The following is a 19,782-nucleotide window of genomic DNA, read 5'->3' as shown; positions in this document are numbered from 1 at the left end:
TGTTCTAGTTGACCGAAGAGAGGGCGCGCCTTGACCCAGGCGGATCTGGACCGAGTACCCGACGAGCCGCTCGGCGACCATGTCCTGGAGCTGCAGATCGCCGATGTCGTCGCCGAGACCGACGACGCGCGATCGCTGGTATTCGCCGTTCCCGACGACGCCGCCATCCCGGCCGAGCGGCTGCGCTACGCGCCCGGCCAGTTTCTGACCCTGCGGGTACCCAGCGACCGCACCGGGTCGGTGGCCCGCTGCTACTCCCTGTGCAGCTCGCCGTTCACCGACGACGCGCTGACGGTGACGGTCAAACGCACCGCCGACGGCTACGCATCCAACTGGCTCTGCGACAACGCCCACAAAGGCATGCGCATCCACCTGCTGGCCCCGTCGGGCACCTTCGTGCCCACAACCCTGGACGACGACTTCCTGCTGCTGGCCGCCGGCAGCGGGATCACCCCGATCATGTCCATCTGCAAGTCGGCACTGTCCGAAGGCAGCGGTCAGGTGACCCTGATCTATGCCAACCGGGACGAGAACTCGGTGATCTTCGGTGCCACGCTGCGCGACCTGGCGGCGAAGTATCCGGATCGGCTCACGGTGCTGCACTGGCTGGAGTCCCTGCAGGGACTGCCGGGTGCCGCCGCGCTGGCCCGGCTGGCCACCCCCTTCACCAGCCGGCCGGTCTTCATCTGCGGGCCGGGCCCGTTCATGGAGGCGGCGCGCCTGGCCCTGGAATCGTTGAATGTCCCTGCGCGGCAAGTGCATATCGAGGTGTTCAAGTCGCTGGAATCCGACCCCTTCGCGGCGGTCACCCTGGACGACAGCGCCGACGACGACGCCGGACCGGCGACCGCGGTGGTCGAACTGGACGGCGAAACCCACACGGTGTCGTGGCCGCGCAGCGCCAAACTGCTCGATGTGCTGCTTGCCCGGGGGCTCGACGCCCCGTTCTCCTGCCGGGAAGGGCACTGCGGTGCCTGCGCGACCACCCTGCGCACCGGCAACGTCACGATGGAAGTCAACGACGTGCTCGAACAGCAGGATCTCGACGAGGGGCTGATCCTGGCGTGTCAGGCCCACCCGGCTTCGGACTCGGTGGAAGTCACCTACGACGAGTGATCGCGCCCTGTCAATCTCACCCCAAATCTGCTTCGGTAGACGAGACTGTGCTGGACCGGGAAGGGGAAGCGGGATGAAGCGTCTGGTACCGGCTCTGGCGACCGCAGGCGTGCTGCTGACGTGGTCGCCCGTTCCCGTCGCGGCGGCCGGCGACAACGCCGCCACCACCCTGTTCCCCGTCGACGAGGCGAGCCAGATCGAGACACATTCCTACGTCAATTGCCACGGTGGCGGCACCTGCGACTTCGTCGCCGGGGCCAACCTGCGCACACCCGACGGCCCGGCCGGGTTCCCCTCCGGCCTGTGGGCCCGCCAGACCACCGAGATCCGGTCGAACAACCGCCTGGCGTATCTGGACGTGCACGCCACCAGCCAGTTCGAGCGGGTGTTCAAAGAGGGCGGAATCGACACGATCACCACGCAGTACTTCGGTGACGGCCCGCCCGACAAGTACCAGACGACCGGCGTGATCAACTCGACGAGCTGGTCGACGGGAAAGCCGATGTCGGCGAACACGCTGGTGTACGTGTGCACGCACATCCAGGTCGTCTATCCCGGCGTCAACCTCACCTCGCCCAGCACCTGCGCGCAGACGCCGATCACCTGACGGTCCGCCCCCGCCTCAGCGCGGCAGACCCAGCAGCCGCTCGGCAGCGACGGTCAGCAAAATCTGCTCCGTGCCGCCCGCGATCGTCAGACACCGGGTGTTCAGGAAGTCAAAGACCGCCCGGTTGTGCACCAGCCCACCACCCTCGGACACATCCATCATGAATTCGGCCAGCTCCTGGCGGTAGCGCACACCGATCAGCTTGCGCACGCTGGACTGCGCCCCCGGATCCTGGCCACCCACTGCCAGCACCGCGATGCGCTGATCCAGCAACGCCCCGGACTGGGCCAACAGGATCAGGCCGGCGAGCCGGTCCTGCTGGGCGACGTCGAGGTCGATCTCGGCCAGGACCCGCAGCAGCTCTTCCATCGGGTTGCCCAGTGCGGTTCCGCTGGCCATCGCTATCCGCTCGTTGGCCAAGGTGGTGCGGGCCAGCCGCCAACCGTCGTTGACCTTGCCGACCACCATCTCGTCGGGAACGAACACGTTGTCCAGGAACACCTCGTTGAACAGCGAGTCACCGGTGATCTCGCGCAGCGGCCGGATCTCGATGCCCGGCGCCTTCATGTCCACCAGGAAGTACGTGATGCCCTTGTGCTTGGGGACGTCCGGGTCCGTCCTGGCCAGACACACCCCCCAGGCGGCTTTGTGGGCGGCCGATGTCCACACCTTCTGTCCGGTGAGCAGCCAACCGCCGTCACCGCGCACCGCCTTGGTGCGCAGCGACGCGAGGTCGGAACCGGCTCCCGGCTCGGAAAACAGCTGGCACCAGAGGAAGTCGCCGCGCAGGGTGGACGGCACGAACCGTTCGATCTGTTCCGGGGTGCCGTGCTCGAGGATGGTCGGCGCGGCCCACCAGCCGATCACCAGGTCCGGACGCTCGACGCCTGCCGCTGCCAGCTCCTGATCGATCAGCAGCTGTTCGGCCGGGCCGGCCCCACGCCCGTGCGGCGCCGGCCAGTGCGGCGCCTGCAGGCCGGCCTCGGCCAGCGCGGCCTGCCGCTGCTCCACCGGCAGTTGCGCCACTTCGGCCACCGCCGCGGCGATCTCGGCCCGCCGACCTTCTACCTCGGTCAGGTCGATGGACAGTTGCCGGCGGACCCCGTCCTGGGTCAGCGCCGCGACCCGGCGCAACCAGCGCTGCGCACCGCCGAGGAACCGGCCGATGCTGTGCGCCCGCCGCAGGTAGAGGTGCGCGTCGTGCTCCCAGGTGCAGCCGATGCCGCCGAGTACCTGAATGCAGTCCTTGACGTTGGCCTTCGCGGCGTCGATGGTCAGACCGGCCGCCAGGGCTGCGGCGATGGCGAATTGCCGGTGGTCCGGATCGGAGGCCGCGCGGGCTGCGTCACCGGCGGCCACCTCGGCCTGCTCGGCGCGGCACAGCATCTGCGCGCACAGGTGTTTGACCGCTTGAAAGCTGCCGATCGGCTTGCCGAACTGCTCCCGCACCTTGGCATAGGCGACGGCAGTTTCCAGGGCGTATCGGGTGATGCCCGCGGCTTCGGCGGCCAGCAGCGTCGCTGCCAGGTCCTCGACCCGCCCGCGCGGGGCTTCGAGCGGGACGGCCCGGGCGGACGTCAGCTTCACCCGGGCCAACGGGCGGGAGAAGTCCGCGGCGCGCAGCGGCTCCAGCGTCACCCCGTCGGCGTCGGAATCGACGAGCACCCACTGGCCGTCAGCCGGCACCAACAACAACCCGCCCGACGCACCGCCGAGCACCCACGGCAGCATGCCGGAGGCCGCCTCGCCGTCGAACTGCACGTCACCGTCCAGCGCCAGCCCGGCGAAACGTTCACCAGACATCAACGCACCCAACAGTTCCGGGTCGGCGACCAGCAGGGTCGCCAACGCGGTCGTGGCGACCGGACCCGGCACCAGCGCCTTGGCGGCCTCCTCGACCATGGCGCACAGATCCTCGATGCCCGCCCCGGCGCCCCCGGCCTCCTCGGACACGGCGACCCCGAACAAGCCGAGGTCGGCCAGGCCCGAAAAAACCGGCCGCCAGGCGTCGGGATCCCCCTGCTCCACCGCTCGGGCCGGGACGACGGCGGGCTCCCCCGCGGCCGCGCTGCGGGCCCAGTCGCGCACCAGCTCGCGCGCGGCGAACTGTTCGTCGGTGACGGTCGCTACCACGAGCACTCCTCAGCGTCATCAAGTTCACCGGGCACACAGTCTTTCATGCCCACTAGAACGTGTTCTAATAGTGGAAACGATCAACCGTCAAGTCGACGGTAATCAGGCCAGGACACGTCGCTGTCCCGACTGCGGGGAGGTGGGAGATGCACGCCGAGAATGCGTATCGTTTGCGAACAGATCGCCCACACCAGGAGTCGCCAGCCACATGTCGCCAGCGAATGCCAGCGGTTCCGTCAACCAACCTCGCGAGGTGCTGAACGTGGCGGTACTTGCTGAGTCGGAACTGGGTTCGGAAGCGCAACGCGAACGGCGCAAACGCATCCTGGACGCCACCATGGCCATCGCGTCGAAAGGCGGGTACGAGGCCGTGCAGATGCGCGCGGTGGCGGATCGTGCCGACGTCGCGGTCGGCACCCTGTACCGGTACTTCCCGTCCAAGGTGCACCTGTTGGTGTCGGCCCTGGGCCGCGAATTCAGCCGCATCGATGCCAAGACCGATCGCTCCGCGGTGGCGGGCGGGACCCCGTTCCAGCGACTCAACTTCATGGTCGGCAAGCTCAATCGCGCGATGCAGCGCAATCCGCTGCTCACCGAGGCGATGACGCGTGCCTACGTGTTCGCCGACGCCTCGGCGGCCAGCGAAGTCGACCAGGTGGAGAAGCTGATCGACTCCATGTTCGCCCGGGCGATGAGCGACGGTGAGCCGACCGAGGACCAGTACCACATTGCCCGGGTGATCTCCGATGTGTGGCTGTCCAACCTGCTGGCGTGGCTCACCCGCCGCGCGTCGGCCACCGACGTGAGCAAGCGCCTCGACCTCGCGGTCCGACTTCTGATCGGCGATCACGAGAACTGCTAGTCGGGCCGTCCGGTCGGCTAGGCCGGCGGACCCGAGGTACGTCCCCGGATCAACTCGGTAGCAAGCAGTTCCACCACCGGCAGGCCCGAGCGCGGCGGCTGCAGCACCAATTCGCCTGCGCGCCGGCCCTTGTGCAAACTCGGCTGCGCCACCGTCGTCAGCCCCCGGCCGATCGCCTCGTCGACCCCGTCAAAGCCGGTGACCGTCATCTGACCCGGCACATAAATGCCATGTGCGCGAAGGTAATCCATGGCCGAGAGGGCCAGGATGTCGGCGGTGCACAGCAGCGCGGTGATGCGCGGATTGGCCTGCAGCGCCACGCTGGCCGCGTCGCCGCCGGAAGAGGGCAGGTGCTCGTAGCTTTCCACCACGGTCAGCGACTCCCGGTCGATGCCGGCGGCCGTCATCGCCTCCCACACCCCGATGATGCGTTCCCGCTGCACGTCGAAGATCGGCGACTGCAACCGGTCGGCAGTCACCAGGCCCCGGCGCCGGTCGCGGCCCAGCCGCATGGTCAGCAGGCCGATCTCACGGTGACCCAGGCCCAGTACGTATTCGGCGAGCTCGCGCATAGCCGCGCGGTCGTCGATACCCACCCGGCAGACCGACGGCAACCCGATCGGCTGGTCGACCACCACCACCGGCAACCGGCGCTGCAGCACCACCTGCAGATAGGGATCGTCGTCGCGCACCGAATAGACCACGAACCCGTCCACCCCGGCACCCAGCACCGCCGTGGTGCCGTCCTCGATGCTGCGTCCCGGCCCGACAGCCACCAGCAACAACCCCTGACCCAGTTCCTCGCACGACTGGGCCAGTCCCGCAACGAAATCCCGGGCCGCCGGGTCGCTGAACGAGTAGGTCAGCGCTTCGGTCATCACCAGTCCGACGGCGCCGGCCTTGCGGGTGCGCAACGATCTGGCCACCGGGTCCGGCCCCGCGTAACCGATCCGCTTCGCCGTGGCCAGCACCCGCTCCCGGAGTTCAGGGGAGAGCTGGTCCGGTCGGTTGAAGGCGTTGGAGATCGTGGTGCGAGATACCTTGAGCTCGGCCGCCAACGACGCCAGAGTCGCCCGCCTGCGCGGTGTTGGACTCACATTCGGTGACGCTACCGCGCCGTCCCGACCGCCGCTGCGGGACAGTGCCGCTCAACTTTCTGATGGAGACGATTTTCACTTATGTCTCTGTGTGGGAATGACCCGCCGCAGCGCGTTGGCCGCGGCACTGTCCGGTGGGTCCGCGCCGGCCCGCGGGCGTTTGCCGAGACTGCCACCGTCGGGGGAATCGTGCTGTCCCTGGCGCCAGGAGTGCCTGTTTCGGTGTTCCTGGCCGGCATCTCTTGCGTCATCCATCTTTTTTGCTGGCTACGCGGGCGACATCGGCACCAGCACCGCATAAGCTGATTACGCGCCGGCCCCGTGCGGCCGGCGAGGCGGGAAGGGGGAACAGTGCGTCAGCAGATCGTCGCGGTGGCCGCGCTGGTAGGAGCATGCACCCTCGTCAGTGGTTGCACCGACGTCGTCGACGGTAAGGCCCTGGCAGGTGACAAGGCCGGTCTGGCAAATCAGACTCCGATATCGGTGAGCGCGCTGGACAACCTGCTGCTCGACCCGAGCCAGATCAACAGCGCCCTGGGCGCGACCTCGATGAAGGTGTGGTTCAGCGCCAAGTCCATGTGGGACTGGAGCAAGAACGTGACCGACACGAACTGCCTGGCAGTCGACAGTGCCGCGCAGGACAAGGTGTATGCCGGCACCGGGTGGACCGCGATGCGGGGACAGCGGCTCGACGACAGCGTCGACGACACCGGCGACCGCAAGTTCTACACGCTGCAGGCGGTCGTGGCGTTCCCCAACGCCCAGGACGCCAGCAACTTCTACAACTCCTCGGTGCAGAGCTGGAAATCGTGCGCCAACCGGCGCTTCAACGACGTCAGCCCCAACCAGTCCGACATCACCTGGACCGTCGGCGACGTGAACAACGAGAACAGCATGTTGAGCACCACCAAGGTCCAGGAACGCGGGGACGGCTGGACCTGCCAGCACGCCCTGACCGTGCGCAACAACATCGCCATAGACATCGTGACGTGCGCCTTCAACCAGACCGGCACCGCGGCCGTGGACATCGCCAACAAGATCGCGGGCAACATCGCCAAGCTGTAGGAACGCCGCGCCTAAGCTGAGCCCGTGGCCAGCATCGACCTCAACGCCGACCTGGGGGAAGGATTCGGCATCTGGCGATTGGGTGACGACGACGCCATGCTCGGAATCGTCACCAGTGCCAACGTCGCGTGCGGCTTCCACGCCGGCGACCCGGCCGGGCTGCTGCGGGTGTGCCGCACGGCCGCCGAGCGCGGTGTGCGCATCGGTGCTCAGGTGAGTTACCGCGACCTCGCCGGGTTCGGCAGACGCTTCATCGACGTCGCCGCCGAAGACCTGCGCGCGGACGTGATCTATCAGATCGGCGCCTTGCAGGCGCTGGCGCGGGCAGCCGGCTCGACGGTGTCCTACGTCAAACCCCATGGCGCGCTGTACAACACCATCGTCACCCACCGCGAGCAGGCCGCTGCGGTGGCGGACGCGGTTCAGCGCGTGGACGCCGCGCTACCGGTGCTGGGCATGACGGGTTCGGCGTTCTTCGAGGAAGCCGAACGCCGCGGGCTGCGCACGGTCGCCGAGGCTTTCGCCGATCGCGCCTATACCCCGGATGGCCGGTTGGTGCCCCGCCGCGAACCGGGTGCGGTGCTGCACGACCCGACGGCGATCGCGCGGCGGGTCGCGGCGATGGTGACCTCGGGTGAGGTGCCGGCCGTCGACGGCACCCCGATCGCGGTAACGGTGGAATCGGTTTGTGTGCATGGCGATTCGCCGGGCGCGGTGCAGATCGCGACCGCGGTGCGCGAGGCGCTGATCGCCGCCGGCGTCGAGTTGAAGGCCTGCTGCTAGTGCGGCTCAAACTGGGGCGTCCCGACCTCAGCCGATATTCACATCGGTTCGATGTGCCTGTCGCAGCACCTGACTCGCCACTGTCAGCGATGTGGATGGGGGTGGCGACCCTGCTCCTGGACGACGGATCGTCGGCATTGCTGACCGACGGTTATTTCTCCCGCCCCGGACTGGCGCGGGTGGTGGCCGGCAAGGTGGCGCCTTCGCCTGCGCGCGTTGACGGTTGCCTGGCGCGGGCCAAGATCACCCGACTCGCCGCCGTCATACCGGTGCACACCCACATCGACCACGTCATGGATTCCGCGCTGGTCGCCGAGCGCACCGGTGCCCGGTTGGTCGGCGGTGAATCGGCGGCCAATGTGGGCCGCGGGCACGGGTTGGCCGACGACCGCCTGACGGTGGCGGTTTCCGGTGAGCCGATCATGTTGGGCGCCTTCGAAGTAACGCTGATCGAGTCGCATCACTGCCCGCCCGACCGGTTCCCGGGAGTGATCGATGCCCCGGTGGTGCCGCCGGTGCAGGCGTCGGCCTACCGGTGCGGCGAAGCCTGGTCCGCGCTCATTCACCATCTGCCGTCCGGCCGGCGACTGCTGATCCAGGGCAGCGCCGGTTACGTCGCCGGTGCGCTGCACAACCGACCGGCCGACGTTGCCTATCTGAGCGTCGGCCAGCTGGGTCTGCAGCCGCGGTCCTATCTCGTCGAGTACTGGAACCAGACCGTGCGGGCGGTCGGGGCACGACGGGTCGTCCTGATCCACTGGGACGACTTCTTCCGTCCGCTGTCGAAACCGTTGCGCGCCTTGCCCTATGCGGGCGACGACCTGGATGTGTCGATCCGCGTCCTCGACGAGCTGGCCGCCGAGGACGGCGTTGCCGTGCAGATGCCCACGCTGTGGCGGCGCGAAGATCCCTGGGTCTAGACCGTTGACCCTGACCCTCTCGCTGGTGCTGCTGGTTGTCGTGCTCGCGTGCGCGGTGGCACGCCCCCGGGGCCTGCCCGAGGCGGTGGCGGCCGTACCGGCGGCAGCGATTCTGGTGGCGGTCGGCGCGATCTCACCACACCAGGCGGGCGCCCAGGTGTCCGGCCTCGGCCGGGTGGTCGCCTTCCTGGGCGCGGTGTTGGTGCTGGCCAAGCTGTGTGACGACGAAGGGCTGTTCGAAGCAGCGGGTGCGGCGATGGCGCGCACCGGTTCGGGGTCCTACGGGCTGTTGCGGCAGGTATTCGTCATCTCGGCGATCATCACCGCGGTGCTCAGCCTCGACGCCACCGTCGTGCTGTTGACCCCGGTGGTGCTGGCCACCGTGCGCCGGTTGCGGACCCCGGTCCTGCCGTATACCTACGCCACCGCGCACCTGGCCAATACGGCCTCGCTGCTGCTTCCGGTGTCCAACCTGACCAACCTGCTCGCCTACCGCGGTGCCCACCTTTCGTTCGTCAAGTTCACCGAACTGATGGCGTTGCCGTGGCTGGCCGCGACGGGCACGGTGTACGTGGCGTTCCGGCTGTTCTTCGTCCGCGACCTGCGCACCCAACCCGACCGCGCGGATCTCGGACCGCCACCGCGTCCACCGGTGTTCGTGCTGCTGGTGGTGGGTGCGACGCTGGCCGGTTTCGCGGTGGCCGAGTACCTGGACATCCCGCCGGCATGGGCTGCGCTGTGCGGTGCCGCGGTGCTGGCTACCCGCAGTCTGCGGCACCGGCGCACGACGGTCACCGAGATACTGCACTCGCTCAACATTCCGTTTCTCGTGTTCGTGCCCGCGCTGGGCATCGTGGTGCAAGCCGTCATGCTCAACGGCGTGGCCGCCACGATGTCGGCCCTGGTCCCGGCCGGTTCCGGGTTGGCGGCCCTGCTCGGCGTCGCGGCCCTGGCGGCCGTGCTGGCCAATGTGGTCAACAACCTGCCGGCAACGCTGGTGTTGGTGCCGCTGGTCGCCGCCGGCGGACCTGCGGCCGTACTGGCCGTGTTGATCGGCGTCAACATCGGACCAAACCTGACCTACGTGGGTTCGCTGTCCAACCTGTTGTGGCGACGGGTGCTGCGCCAGTACCGGGTCGAGCCCGGTGTCGGGGAGTACACCCTCCTGGGGTTGTGCACAGTGCCGGCCGCATTGCTGGTGGCGGTGCTGGCGTTGTGGGCAGGCGTGCGGGTACTGGGTGTCTAGCCGCCGCGGTGTGGCCCGCCCGGGCCGGATCGGATGATCGCCGCCAGTTCCTCGCGGGACTGTGCCCCCACCCGCTGACAGGCGCGGTAGATGTGGCCTTCCACGGTGCGTATCGACATGACCAGCTTCTCGGCGATCTGCCGGTTGGACAGACCGGCCGCGACGAGTTCGGTGACATCGCGCTGCCGACCGGACAGCTTGAGCCCGGCCGGAGTTCGCAGCGCCGGCGTGTGCAGTCCGCCGCACTCGACCGCCAGTTCCTTGGCCAGTGCCGCCGCATAGAGCCCGCGTCGCTGTTGCTGACTGCCGGTGAATGCTACGGAAGCCTGCGCCGCGGTATCGGCGGCGGCGGCCCGGTCACCAATGGCGCGGTAGGCCGCCGACGCCGCCAGCAGAGCCGTACCGTCACCGGCCGCCAACGCCGCCGTGTGCGCCGCGACCGCATCCGCCAGTGGCAGCGACAACGTCTTGGCCAACTCGCGGGCGCGCCCCGCACCCGCGGTGTCGCCCCACTGCGCCGCAGCCTGGATACAGGCCAGTTCATGGGTGGGTTGCCCGCGGTCGCGGGCAATTTCCGCAGCCCGCCGCACCTCGGTCACGGCTGCGCGCAACTGCCCGTCGGCAGCCAGCCCCCAGCCGACCGCCACCGCCAGCCCGGTGTGCATGAACAGGAAGTCCGGCGGTACGCAGGACCGCGCCGAAGCGACCGCTTCGGCGGCGTCAGCTGCCTGACCCAGTTTGGCGTGCGCCTCGGCCAACGCGAAAAAGGTGGCCGGCCGCAGACCGGTGGTGACGGCATGCTTATGCACTCCGGCAAGTGCTTCGTGACCCAGCCGGGCGGCGTCGGCGACCGCTCCGCGGGCCAACTCGACGTTACTCAACAGGCACGCCAGATTTGCATAGGCCAGGCCGGGAACATCGCGCGCCGAATCAGCCAATGTCGTTGCCATGTCGGCGAATTCGGCGATCCGACCGGTCAGCCGGCACGCCCGGCCGTACACCGCTCCGAACCAGAACCTCATGTGCGAGGCCTCGAACGACGTCGTCGCACGCCGCAACGCCTGATCGGCCAGCACGGTGAGGTCGTCGACCTCACCCAGCGCTCCCCTGGCCATGATCAACGCCAGCGCCGCCATCATCGCGTGGAAGTCCGGCAGTTCGGTGGATTCCAAGGCGGCGCAAGCATTTTGGGCAGCATCCCGGCAGCGCGCCGATACCGCATCCAGACAGGCCTGCACCGCCAGGCGCTCGGCTGACTGAGCCGGCGTTTCGGACCCGGCCGCCAGGCCGTCCAGGACGGCGGCCGCCTCCGCAGGCCGGCCCAGCATCCAGACCAGGTTGGCTGCGCGCACGGTCGCCCAGTGCTGACCGTCGGGCAGGTCGGCGAGCTGACGCAGCGCCTCCTCCGCCTGATCGCCACGGCCCAGCAGAACCAGGTTCATCGCCCGCACCGCCGCCGCACCGGGTGCGCCTGCCCGGGTCGCCGCGGCGGCGAACCGGTCGGCCAGATCGAGGTCCAGCAGCGTCATGGCGTGACGCGCCGATTCCAGATAGAGCACGGGATCCGGACCGAGATCGGACTCGAGGCGCAGCAGCGCCCGGCGCACGGTGGCCTGCATGTCGGCGTCGCCGTCGTCGGCCAGCCGCGTCGCGAGCCGGCCGCGGATCGCCGACAGGTGCATCTCGCCTGCGACGGCACGGCGCAGTTCGCCGAACAACGGGTGCGCCAGCCGGACCGTCAATGCGGCACCGGTGCGCTCGACGGTGACCAGTCCCATCCGCTCGGCGGCGTGCAGATCAGCGCGGCTCACCAGGTCGCACAACACGTCGACGGGCAACGGCTCGCATTGCGACAGGACGTCGACCACCATCGCCATCGGCGGATCCAGCCGGCCCATCTGGCGCATCACGGTGTCGGACAGGCTCGCCGACACCGCAACATCGTCGTCCCAGATCCAGACCCCGGCCAGGTTCCGCATCCGACCGGCCGCCAGCTGGTCGGCGAGCAACTGCCGCAGGAACAGGCTGTTGCCGCCGGTGAGCTGCCGGAACCGGGCGGCACTGCGGGCGTCCACGGGGCCGCCGAGCGTGGTCTCGATCACCTCGCGGGTCGCCTCGGCCGAGAGCGGCTCCAGATCCAGGCGGGTCAGCAGGCCGTCTTTCCACAACGCCGTGACGGCGTCGGGTTCCGCGCCGCCGGTACGCATGGTGACCACCAGCCGCGCCCCGCCGGACTGGGCCAGCTGGTGGACAACCAGGGCCGACAACCCGTCGAGCAGGTGCGCGTCATCGACACCCACCAATACTCGGCCTCGATCCTGTTGCAGCACAAAGGAATCGATTACCCGTCGCACGCTCTGCCACGGGTCGACCGGCTCACTCAGCACACCGATGAACGCGCCGAGCGGCAGCGCCCGCGCCGACTCGGTGCCTACGATCCACTGGGTACGCCCACCCGCGATCTTGGCCTGTCGCAACACTTCGCGCGCCAGCCAGGTTTTCCCCACCCCCGCCGCCCCGGCGATCAGCACGCCCGCCTGCGCACCGGTCCCGCTGAGGGCACGGCGGATGGCTGCCAATTCGCTGGCACGCCCGGTCAACGGCGCGGCGCCGATCACCCCGCGACTATAACGTTCGTCAGCGCTGTCGGATGGTGGCGCGGCCCGCCTTCGGTGGCACGACGGCCGGCCTGCCCAGCAAAGTGACCTCCATCAACCGACGGACCGTGAGGCGTGCGGCTTGGTCGGTGTCGAAGTGTATGAGCCGGCCGATGTCGACGGCGAGTGCGAACGCGGCGTGCACGGCGTATCGCGCCCGCCCGATCTTGAGCTCCGGTCGCGCCTCCACCGCGAGGCGCGCCCAGGATTCGACGGTGGACCGCTGAATGTTGTACAGCAGGATCGCATCGGTCTCGGGCAGGTTGTGTCGCTCGGTGTAGTACACGCACGCCAGTTCGGGATTGGCCAGCGACCGCGCCACGTAGGCGTCGACCAGCTGTGCAAGCGCCTGTTCCGGGTCGCTGTTAGCGGCCAGGCTGGTGGACAGATCGGCGAGCAACTGATCGGCCATCCGCCGATACGACACGGCGAGGATGTCGGCTTTGCCGGGGAAGTAACGGTAGATGCTGCCCACCGGCAAGCCGACCGCGGAGGCGATGTCGTCCATCCCGGTTTCCCGGTAGCCACGCTCGTAGAACAACCGCATCGATTCGCGCAACAGCAGTTCGTACTCCCCGCCCGTGCCCGAGAACGGGGCCGGCGGCGCCGTGCGGGGCGCAGTCCCGCGCCGGGTCGGCAGGTCGGTCAGCAGCACCGCGGCACAGATGTCGATCAGGGTCTCCCGAATCTCGCCGTTGCTGAGGCGGGAACGGTGGTCGGTGATGCTGCCGATCACGCTCAGAATCGCGGCCGACAAGCTCCAGCGTTGGTGCGAGGTGAGTTTCGGCCGCAGCTCCATCAGGGGTCGCTGCAGGCGGCGGTTGACCAACTTGAGTTGATCGGCAAGTGCGCTCTGGTCGGCGCCGTGCAGGTAGCGGCCTTCCCAGCGGTACAACCCCCCGGCGGTGCGGTTGGCGATGGTGGTTTCGATCAGCGCGCCGATCAACAGCCGGACGGTCTCGCCGGGATCGGCGTCGTCGGACAGGTTCTCCGCGAAATCGGTTGCGTCGACCAGGTGCTGCCCGAGTGCCAGCACAGCATCCCGGAACAGGTCGTACTTGCCTTGGGAGTGCCGGTAGAGAGCCGCCGCGGAAATCCCCACCCGGGCGGCGATGTTTTCCATACTCACCGCGTGATAGCCCAATTCGCTGAACGCGTCGGAGGCAGCGCGGGCTATCTGCTCCTTGCGGTCCTTCGGACGCCGCTTGACTTCCTTGGCGGAGGTGCGGCGCGCCTGGGGCATGTAGATCACCGTAGCCGCGCGGCCTGGGTACGGAGGGACGAACGTGCTCATTCGGCTCCGGGCGCCTCGATCAGGAACCGCGGGGTGCGCGGTCGCGCCACATCACCGGCAGTGCGAGATCGGCCAGGACGGTACGCAACAGCGTCGGATAGTTGGTGATGAGCCCGTCCACCCCGGCGCCGATCTGCTCGCGCATCGCCTCGGCGTCGTCGACGGTCCAGGGAATCACCTTGAGTCCCAACGCGTGCGCTCGAGCAACGAAGGCGGTGTCAACCAGACGGTAGTCCGGCGACAGGATGTCCGCCCCGACCATCGCGGCGCCGAGCATCGGGTCACCCACGATCCCCGGATCGATGTGAGCGGTCCACGGTGAACCCGGCACCCAGGTTTGCGCACTCCACAACGCCACCAACGGAATCGACGGCTCGGCCTGGCGCACCAGCGGCAGCGTGCGCCAGTCGAAGCTCTGGATCTGCACCCGGTCCGTGGTGCCGGCGGCCCGGACCGCGGCCAGCACGGCGTCGACGAACTCCTGCGGGCCGGCGGTGGCCCCCGGCCGATCCGCCTGCACTTTGGTTTCGATGTTGTACCCGACACCGGCCGACCCGGTGTCGGCGAACACTTCGGACAAGGTGGCGATCTTGTTGCCCCACACCACTTCTGCTGCGGGAAACTGCGGGTCGGGCCGGCCGCAGTCCAAGGTGCGGAGCTGCGCCAGGGTCAGCTCGTGCACCTGGCTGCCCACGTACGGATAGGCCGGGTCACCGGTGAACGCCGGCGCGGTGTCGGCACAGGCAGTGGCCTCGATGACCGTGTCGTGCCACACCACAGGTTGGCCGTCCTTGGTGATCCCGACATCCAATTCGATTGTGCTGACCCCTGTTTCGACCGCCTTGCGGAAGGCACGCAGCGACTCGCCGGTGGTCTCACCGCGGCCCCCCGCGTGGGCCTGCACATCGAAGCCGACCGGTTGCGCCGACGCCACCGGCACCCACGCCGCCCCCGCTATTGCCGAGCAGACGCAAAAGCCCGCGACACGCCGAAGATTCCGGAGCTTTTGCGTCTGCTCGGCCAGGGAAAGTCACCCCCGGCGCTGGCGAGCAATCTCGGCGAGCACCACCCCGGCGGCGACCGCGGCGTTCAGCGATTCGGTCTGACCCGCCATCGGGATGGACACCACCTGATCGCAGTTCTGCCGCACCAGCCGCGAGAGTCCCTTGCCCTCGGAACCGACGACGACCACCATCGGATCGGTGCCGTCCAGATCGTCGAGCACTGTGTCGCCCCCGGCGTCCAGACCCACCACCCGCAGGCCCCGTCCGGCCCAATCCTTCAGCGTCCTGGTCAGATTGGTCGCCCGGGCCACCCGTATCCGGGCCGCCGCCCCGGCGCTGGTGCGCCACGCGACCGCGGTCACCGAGGCGGAGCGGCGCTGCGGGATCAGCACACCGTGGCCGCCGAACGCCGCCACCGAACGCACGATCGCGCCGAGGTTGCGCGGGTCGGAGATATTGTCCAGCGCCACCAGCATTGCCGGTGGCGTGGCGAGTGCGGTGGCGACCAGATCGTCGGGATGGGCGTAGTCATAGGGCGGCACCTGCAACGCGATGCCCTGGTGCAGGTGGTTGGCCGTCATGCGGTCCAGGTCGGTGCGCGGCACCTCGAGAATCGCGATGCCCGAATCGGCCGCGCGGGAGACGGATTCGGTCAGTCGCTCGTCGGCCTCCGAACCCAGTGCGACATAGAGCGCCGTCGCCGGGACCCCCGCACGCAGGCATTCCAGGACCGGATTGCGGCCCAATACCGTTTCGGTCTCGTCGACCTTGCGGGCCGGGCGCTGGGCTTGCGGCTTGGCCCGCTTGGCCGCCGGATGGTGCGGGCGCAGATGCGCCGGGGGCGTGGGTCCGCGCCCCTCCAGTCCGCGGCGACGCTGGCCACCCGAGCCGACGGTCGGCCCTTTCTTGGAGCCGGATTTGCGGATCGCCCCGCGGCGCTGCGAGTTGCCGGCCACTACTTGCCGCTACCGCTCAGCGTCCACTGCGGACCGTCGGCGGTGTCGGTGACCTCGATACCGGCCATCTTGAGCCGGTCCCGGATCTCGTCGGCCAGTGCCCAGTTGCGCTCCTCGCGCGCTTTCTGCCGATTCTTCAATTCGGACTGGACCAGCACGTCCACCGCCGCCAGCGCGGCCGATGTCTCGTCTTTGGATTCCCAGCGCTCGTCGAGCGGATCGCAACCCAGGATGCCCATCATCGCGCGGATCGAGGACGCGCTGCGCAGCGCGCCCTCGTGGTCACCGGCGTCCAGCGCACGGTTGCCGTCGGCACGGGTCTGGTGGATCTCGGCCAGCGCCATCGGCACGGACAGGTTGTCGTCGAGCGCGGCGGCGAAGCGCGGGGTCCATTCGCCGGGTACGACGGCGCCGACTCGGCTGCGGACCCGGTGCAGGAAGTCCTCCAACCCGACATAAGCGCTGACCGCGTCCTGCAGTGCGGTCTCGGTGTATTCCAGCATCGAGCGGAAATGCGCGCTGCCCAGGTAGTAACGCAGTTCGGCGGGTCGCACCCGTTGCAGCATCGCCGGGATGGCCACCACGTTGCCCAGCGACTTGCTCATCTTCTCGCCACCCATGGTCAGCCAGCCGTTGTGCAGCCAGTAACGAGCGAACCCGTCGCCGGCGCTGCGGCTCTGCGCGATCTCGTTCTCGTGGTGCGGGAAGATCAAATCCATTCCACCGCAATGGATGTCGAATTCCGGTCCGAAATAGGTGCGGGCCATCGCCGAACATTCCAGGTGCCAGCCGGGACGCCCGCGCCCCCACGGCGAAGGCCACGACGGCTCGCCCGGCTTCTCCCCCTTCCACAGGGTGAAATCGCGCTGATCGCGCTTGCCGGTGGCCACGCCCTCGCCTTGGTGCACGTCGTCGATCCGGTGCCCGGAGAGCTGGCCGTACTCGGGGTAGCTGAGGACGTCGAAGTACACATCGCCGGCGGCGGCGTACGCATGACCGGTTTCGATCAGGCGTTCCATTAATTCGACCATCTGCGTGATGTGACCGGTGGCCCGGGGCTCCGCCGACGGCGGCAGCACACCGAGCGCGTCGTAGGCGGCGGTGAAGGCTCGCTCATAGGTGGCCACCCACTCCCACCAGGGCCGGCCCGCCGCGGCGGCCTTGGTCAGGATCTTGTCCTCGATGTCGGTCACGTTGCGGATGAACGAGACCTCGTAGCCGCGAGCGATCAACCAGCGGCGCAGGATGTCGAAGGCCACACCGCTGCGGACGTGCCCGATGTGCGGCAGCGTGTCCGGAGTCGCGCCACACAGGTAGATGGAGACGTGGCCGGGCCGGATCGGCACGAAATCACGCACGGCACCTGTTGCCGTGTCATGGAGCCGCAGGACGGCACGATCGGTCACGACGTGCCAGCTTACTGCCTGCACCGCGGCCGGGGCGCCGCGCGGCCTAGCGGAGCGGAATGACCATCGCGGTCGCGATGGCGGCCAGACCCTCGCCGCGTCCGGTGAGACCGAGCCCGTCGGTAGTCGTGGCCGACACCGATACCGGCGCGTTGAGCAACCGCGACAACACCGCCTGCGCCTCGGAACGGCGCGGGCCGATTTTCGGCCGGTTGCCGATCACCTGGACCGCCGCATTGCCCACCCGGTAGCCCTCCGCGGCGAGCAGCTGGACGACGTGCCTGAGCATGTCGGCGCCGCTGACGCCCTGCCAGCGGGGATCGTCGACGCCGAAGACGCCACCGATGTCACCCAGCCCGGCGGCAGACAGTACCGCGTCACACAGCGCATGCGCCGCGACGTCGCCGTCGGAGTGTCCGGCGCAGCCGTCCACGCTGGGGAACAGCAGGCCGACCAGCCAGCACGGCCGCCCGGGTTCGATGGGGTGCACGTCGACACCCAACCCGACGCGTGGCTGCTGAATCACGTCCGCACCACCGACCTGGCCAGCTGCAGATCCAGCTGGGTGGTGATCTTGAAGGCCAGCGGGTCGCCGTCGACCACCTGGATCCGGCCGCCGATCTGCTCCACCAGCGACGCATCGTCGGTGAAGCCGGCAGTGCCGGCGTGCTGGTAGGCGCGCACCAGCAACTCGGTGGCGAAACCTTGCGGCGTCTGCACCGCGCGCAGACCGGCCCGCTCCGGCGTCCCCAGCACCACGCCGTTGGCGTCGACGGCCTTGATGGTGTCCGCCAACGGCAGGCCGGGTACCACCGCCTGGTGACCCGCCCGCAGCGCTTCGACGACCCGCGCGATCAGCGACGGCGGTGTCAACGGCCGCGCCGCATCGTGCACCAGGACGAACTCCGGCGGTTGGCCGAGCGCCGACAACGCCAACTGCACGGTCTCGGTGCGGGTCGGCCCCCCGGGCACGATCGTGGCGAGGTGTCCCAGGATCAGCTTGGCCTCGTCGGTGCGATCGGGCGGGACCGCGACGATCACGGAGTCCACCACGCCGGAGGCCCGCAGACCCTCGAGGGTGCGCTCGACCAGCGAACGGCCTTCGAGTTGATAGAACGCCTTAGCGACGCCGGCAGCCAGACGCTGCCCGGACCCAGCGGCCGGGACTATCGCGACGACCTTTCCCGCGCTCACCTACGAGCTCCGGGGAATTCAGGAGGCGGCGGCCAGGACCTCGTCGAGAATGGTGTCCGCCTTGGCCTCGTCGGTGCTTTCAGCCAGGGCCAATTCGCCGACCAGGATCTGGCGCGCCTTGGCTAGCATCCGCTTCTCGCCCGCCGAGAGACCGCGCTCCTGATCGCGCCGCCACAGGTCGCGCACGACCTCGGCCACCTTGTTGACATCGCCGGAGGCGAGCTTCTCGAGGTTGGCCTTGTACCGGCGGGACCAGTTGGTGGGCTCTTCGGTGTGCGGAGCACGCAGCACCTGGAAAACTTTGTCGAGGCCTTCCTGGCCCACGACATCACGGACACCGACGTACTCGGCGTTGTCCGCCGGGACTCGAACGGTCAGGTCGCCCTGCGCGACTTTCAAGACGAGATACTCTTTTTGCTCCCCTTTGATGGTTCGAGTTTCGATCGCCTCGACTAACGCAGCACCGTGGTGTGGATAGACAACGGTGTCACCGACCTTGAAGATCATCTGATTCGAGCCCCTTTCGTTAGTTGAGTCTAACACGCGGGCCCGACGCGTGGGGAACAACGGTGCAGGTCAGAGGCACGCCGGGTGCATATTAGGTCTTGACAGGCGGGCCAGGACGTGCAGGGGGACCATCTTCGGTGGCGCATTCAGTCCCTTGGGCACGGGCCCGAATCCGCCCTCCGAGAATATCTGGCCGGCCCCTGCCGGAGTTCAGCGGGCACCGGGCACAAGCTGGCCGGCACTCGATATCGGGTGTCCCCGCTACCGCCGACGATGCGTTGCTACTACTGTCCATAGTTGAAATCCGGGACCAGGAGGCATTGAGTGAACCGCTTCAACATCCGACTGCCGCTGCGCCTGGCCAAGCTGACCACCTGGGTGGCAACCGCTGGTGTGGCGGCGGCCGTGCTCAGTGGTTGTGGGACCGGCCAGATCTCGCAGACCGCCGCCCAGGAACCCGCCGTCAACGGCAACCGGCTCACCATCGGCAACGTGGCGCTGCGCGACATCCGGATCCAGGCCGCGCAGACCAGTGACTTCCTGCAGCCCGGCCGCACCGTGGAGCTGGTGCTGGTGGCCGTCAACAGCTCGCCGTACGAGGCCGACCGGTTGACCGGCATCACCAGTGACATCGGGCAGGTGACGTTGTCCGGGGACCCCAAGCTGCCGGCCGCCGGGATGCTGTTCGTCGGGACACCGGACGGTCAGACCGTGGCGCCGGGGCCCCCGGGAGCCAACGGCGTCGCGAAAGCGACCGTGAACCTGTCCAAGCCGATCACGAACGGCCTCACCTACCAGTTCAGCTTCAAGTTCGAAAAGGCCGGCGAGCGCAGCGTCCAGGTACCGATTTCGGCCGGTGTGGAGCAGGCGCAGGAACGCGCGCCGCACCACTCCTGAACCAGCCTGTCGATACCGGGATCTGTCACCCCCCGGCG

The 19,782-nt window shown here is 68.7% G+C and carries 18 protein-coding genes; 8 read left to right on the top strand and 10 right to left on the bottom strand.

The window, feature by feature from the left end:
- Positions 1-45 precede the first annotated feature (45 nt).
- The gene (locus ACZYZ9_RS23000) at positions 46-1,116 is read left to right on the top strand and encodes a 2Fe-2S iron-sulfur cluster-binding protein (RefSeq protein ID WP_463828649.1); all 1,071 of its coding nucleotides are present in this window, start codon (positions 46-48) and stop codon (positions 1,114-1,116) included.
- Positions 1,117-1,189: 73 nt separating this feature from the next.
- Entirely contained in the window at positions 1,190-1,723 is a 534-nt protein-coding gene (locus ACZYZ9_RS22995; RefSeq protein WP_463828578.1) for a hypothetical protein, read from the top strand.
- Between the two features lie 15 nt (positions 1,724-1,738).
- Here the strand turns inward: ACZYZ9_RS22995 and ACZYZ9_RS22990 are convergent, their stop codons facing one another.
- A complete protein-coding gene (locus ACZYZ9_RS22990; protein WP_463828577.1) occupies positions 1,739-3,856 on the bottom strand; it encodes an acyl-CoA dehydrogenase family protein in 2,118 nt (705 codons plus the stop codon).
- 262 nt (positions 3,857-4,118) lie between these two features.
- Between ACZYZ9_RS22990 and kstR the strand changes: the two genes are divergently transcribed.
- Positions 4,119-4,718 (top strand): cholesterol catabolism transcriptional regulator KstR, encoded by a 600-nt coding sequence (gene kstR / locus ACZYZ9_RS22985; protein WP_463828576.1) that lies wholly within the window; start codon positions 4,119-4,121, stop codon positions 4,716-4,718.
- 17 nt (positions 4,719-4,735) lie between these two features.
- Here kstR and ACZYZ9_RS22980 read toward each other — a convergent pair whose 3' ends face one another.
- Positions 4,736-5,815, bottom strand: coding sequence for a LacI family DNA-binding transcriptional regulator (locus tag ACZYZ9_RS22980; RefSeq protein ID WP_463828575.1), 1,080 nt, complete (start codon positions 5,813-5,815; stop codon positions 4,736-4,738).
- 351 nt (positions 5,816-6,166) lie between these two features.
- Here ACZYZ9_RS22980 and ACZYZ9_RS22975 point away from each other — a divergent pair, with 351 nt between their 5' ends.
- From ACZYZ9_RS22975 to ACZYZ9_RS22960, 4 genes are read left to right on the top strand one after another with little or no spacing between them, the layout of a single operon-like run.
- Positions 6,167-6,880: a sensor domain-containing protein gene (locus ACZYZ9_RS22975; RefSeq protein ID WP_463828574.1), complete on the top strand. Its 714-nt coding sequence runs from the start codon at positions 6,167-6,169 to the stop codon at positions 6,878-6,880.
- A gap of 24 nt (positions 6,881-6,904) precedes the next feature.
- On the top strand, positions 6,905-7,663 hold the full coding sequence (locus tag ACZYZ9_RS22970) for a LamB/YcsF family protein (protein WP_463828573.1): 759 nt from the start codon (positions 6,905-6,907) through the stop codon (positions 7,661-7,663).
- Positions 7,663-8,583 carry an MBL fold metallo-hydrolase gene (locus ACZYZ9_RS22965; RefSeq protein ID WP_463828572.1) on the top strand — a complete coding sequence of 307 codons (921 nt, stop codon included), beginning with the start codon at positions 7,663-7,665 and terminating at the stop codon, positions 8,581-8,583. Before ACZYZ9_RS22970 ends, ACZYZ9_RS22965 begins: the two co-directional genes overlap by 1 nt.
- Before the next feature lie 4 nt (positions 8,584-8,587).
- The gene (locus ACZYZ9_RS22960; protein WP_463828571.1) at positions 8,588-9,829 is read left to right on the top strand and encodes an SLC13 family permease; all 1,242 of its coding nucleotides are present in this window, start codon (positions 8,588-8,590) and stop codon (positions 9,827-9,829) included.
- Here the strand turns inward: ACZYZ9_RS22960 and ACZYZ9_RS22955 are convergent.
- The 8 genes from ACZYZ9_RS22955 to carD all read right to left on the bottom strand — a co-directional run bounded on the left by ACZYZ9_RS22955 (position 9,826) and on the right by carD (position 18,847).
- On the bottom strand, positions 9,826-12,447 hold the full coding sequence (locus ACZYZ9_RS22955; protein WP_463828570.1) for a LuxR C-terminal-related transcriptional regulator: 2,622 nt from the start codon (positions 12,445-12,447) through the stop codon (positions 9,826-9,828). The genes ACZYZ9_RS22960 and ACZYZ9_RS22955 overlap by 4 nt on opposite strands.
- Before the next feature lie 19 nt (positions 12,448-12,466).
- Complete coding sequence (locus ACZYZ9_RS22950) at positions 12,467-13,729, bottom strand: TetR/AcrR family transcriptional regulator (RefSeq protein ID WP_463828569.1); 1,263 nt, start codon at positions 13,727-13,729, stop codon at positions 12,467-12,469.
- Between the two features lie 70 nt (positions 13,730-13,799).
- Entirely contained in the window at positions 13,800-14,720 is a 921-nt protein-coding gene (locus ACZYZ9_RS22945) for a glycerophosphodiester phosphodiesterase family protein (RefSeq protein ID WP_463828568.1), read from the bottom strand.
- 90 nt (positions 14,721-14,810) lie between these two features.
- A complete protein-coding gene (gene rlmB, locus ACZYZ9_RS22940) occupies positions 14,811-15,740 on the bottom strand; it encodes a 23S rRNA (guanosine(2251)-2'-O)-methyltransferase RlmB (RefSeq protein WP_463828567.1) in 930 nt (309 codons plus the stop codon).
- Positions 15,740-17,146 carry a cysteine--tRNA ligase gene (gene cysS, locus ACZYZ9_RS22935; protein WP_463828566.1) on the bottom strand — a complete coding sequence of 469 codons (1,407 nt, stop codon included), beginning with the start codon at positions 17,144-17,146 and terminating at the stop codon, positions 15,740-15,742. Before cysS ends, rlmB begins: the two co-directional genes overlap by 1 nt.
- A gap of 46 nt (positions 17,147-17,192) precedes the next feature.
- Complete coding sequence (ispF, locus tag ACZYZ9_RS22930; protein ID WP_463828565.1) at positions 17,193-17,672, bottom strand: 2-C-methyl-D-erythritol 2,4-cyclodiphosphate synthase; 480 nt, start codon at positions 17,670-17,672, stop codon at positions 17,193-17,195.
- The gene (gene ispD / locus ACZYZ9_RS22925; protein WP_463828564.1) at positions 17,669-18,340 is read right to left on the bottom strand and encodes a 2-C-methyl-D-erythritol 4-phosphate cytidylyltransferase; all 672 of its coding nucleotides are present in this window, start codon (positions 18,338-18,340) and stop codon (positions 17,669-17,671) included. Before ispD ends, ispF begins: the two co-directional genes overlap by 4 nt.
- A gap of 18 nt (positions 18,341-18,358) precedes the next feature.
- Positions 18,359-18,847, bottom strand: a complete 489-nt coding sequence (carD, locus tag ACZYZ9_RS22920; protein WP_065132069.1) for an RNA polymerase-binding transcription factor CarD — start codon at positions 18,845-18,847, stop codon at positions 18,359-18,361.
- A 324-nt stretch (positions 18,848-19,171) separates the two neighbouring features.
- Here carD and ACZYZ9_RS22915 point away from each other — a divergent pair, with 324 nt between their 5' ends.
- Positions 19,172-19,744, top strand: a complete 573-nt coding sequence (locus tag ACZYZ9_RS22915; protein ID WP_463828563.1) for a copper chaperone PCu(A)C domain-containing protein — start codon at positions 19,172-19,174, stop codon at positions 19,742-19,744.
- Positions 19,745-19,782: the final 38 nt, after the last annotated feature.

Source organism: Mycobacterium sp. IDUB_28 (assembly GCF_055419285.1).
The sequence above is the reverse complement of the archived record's forward strand: the minus strand, read 5'-3'. Positions and strand labels throughout refer to the sequence as shown.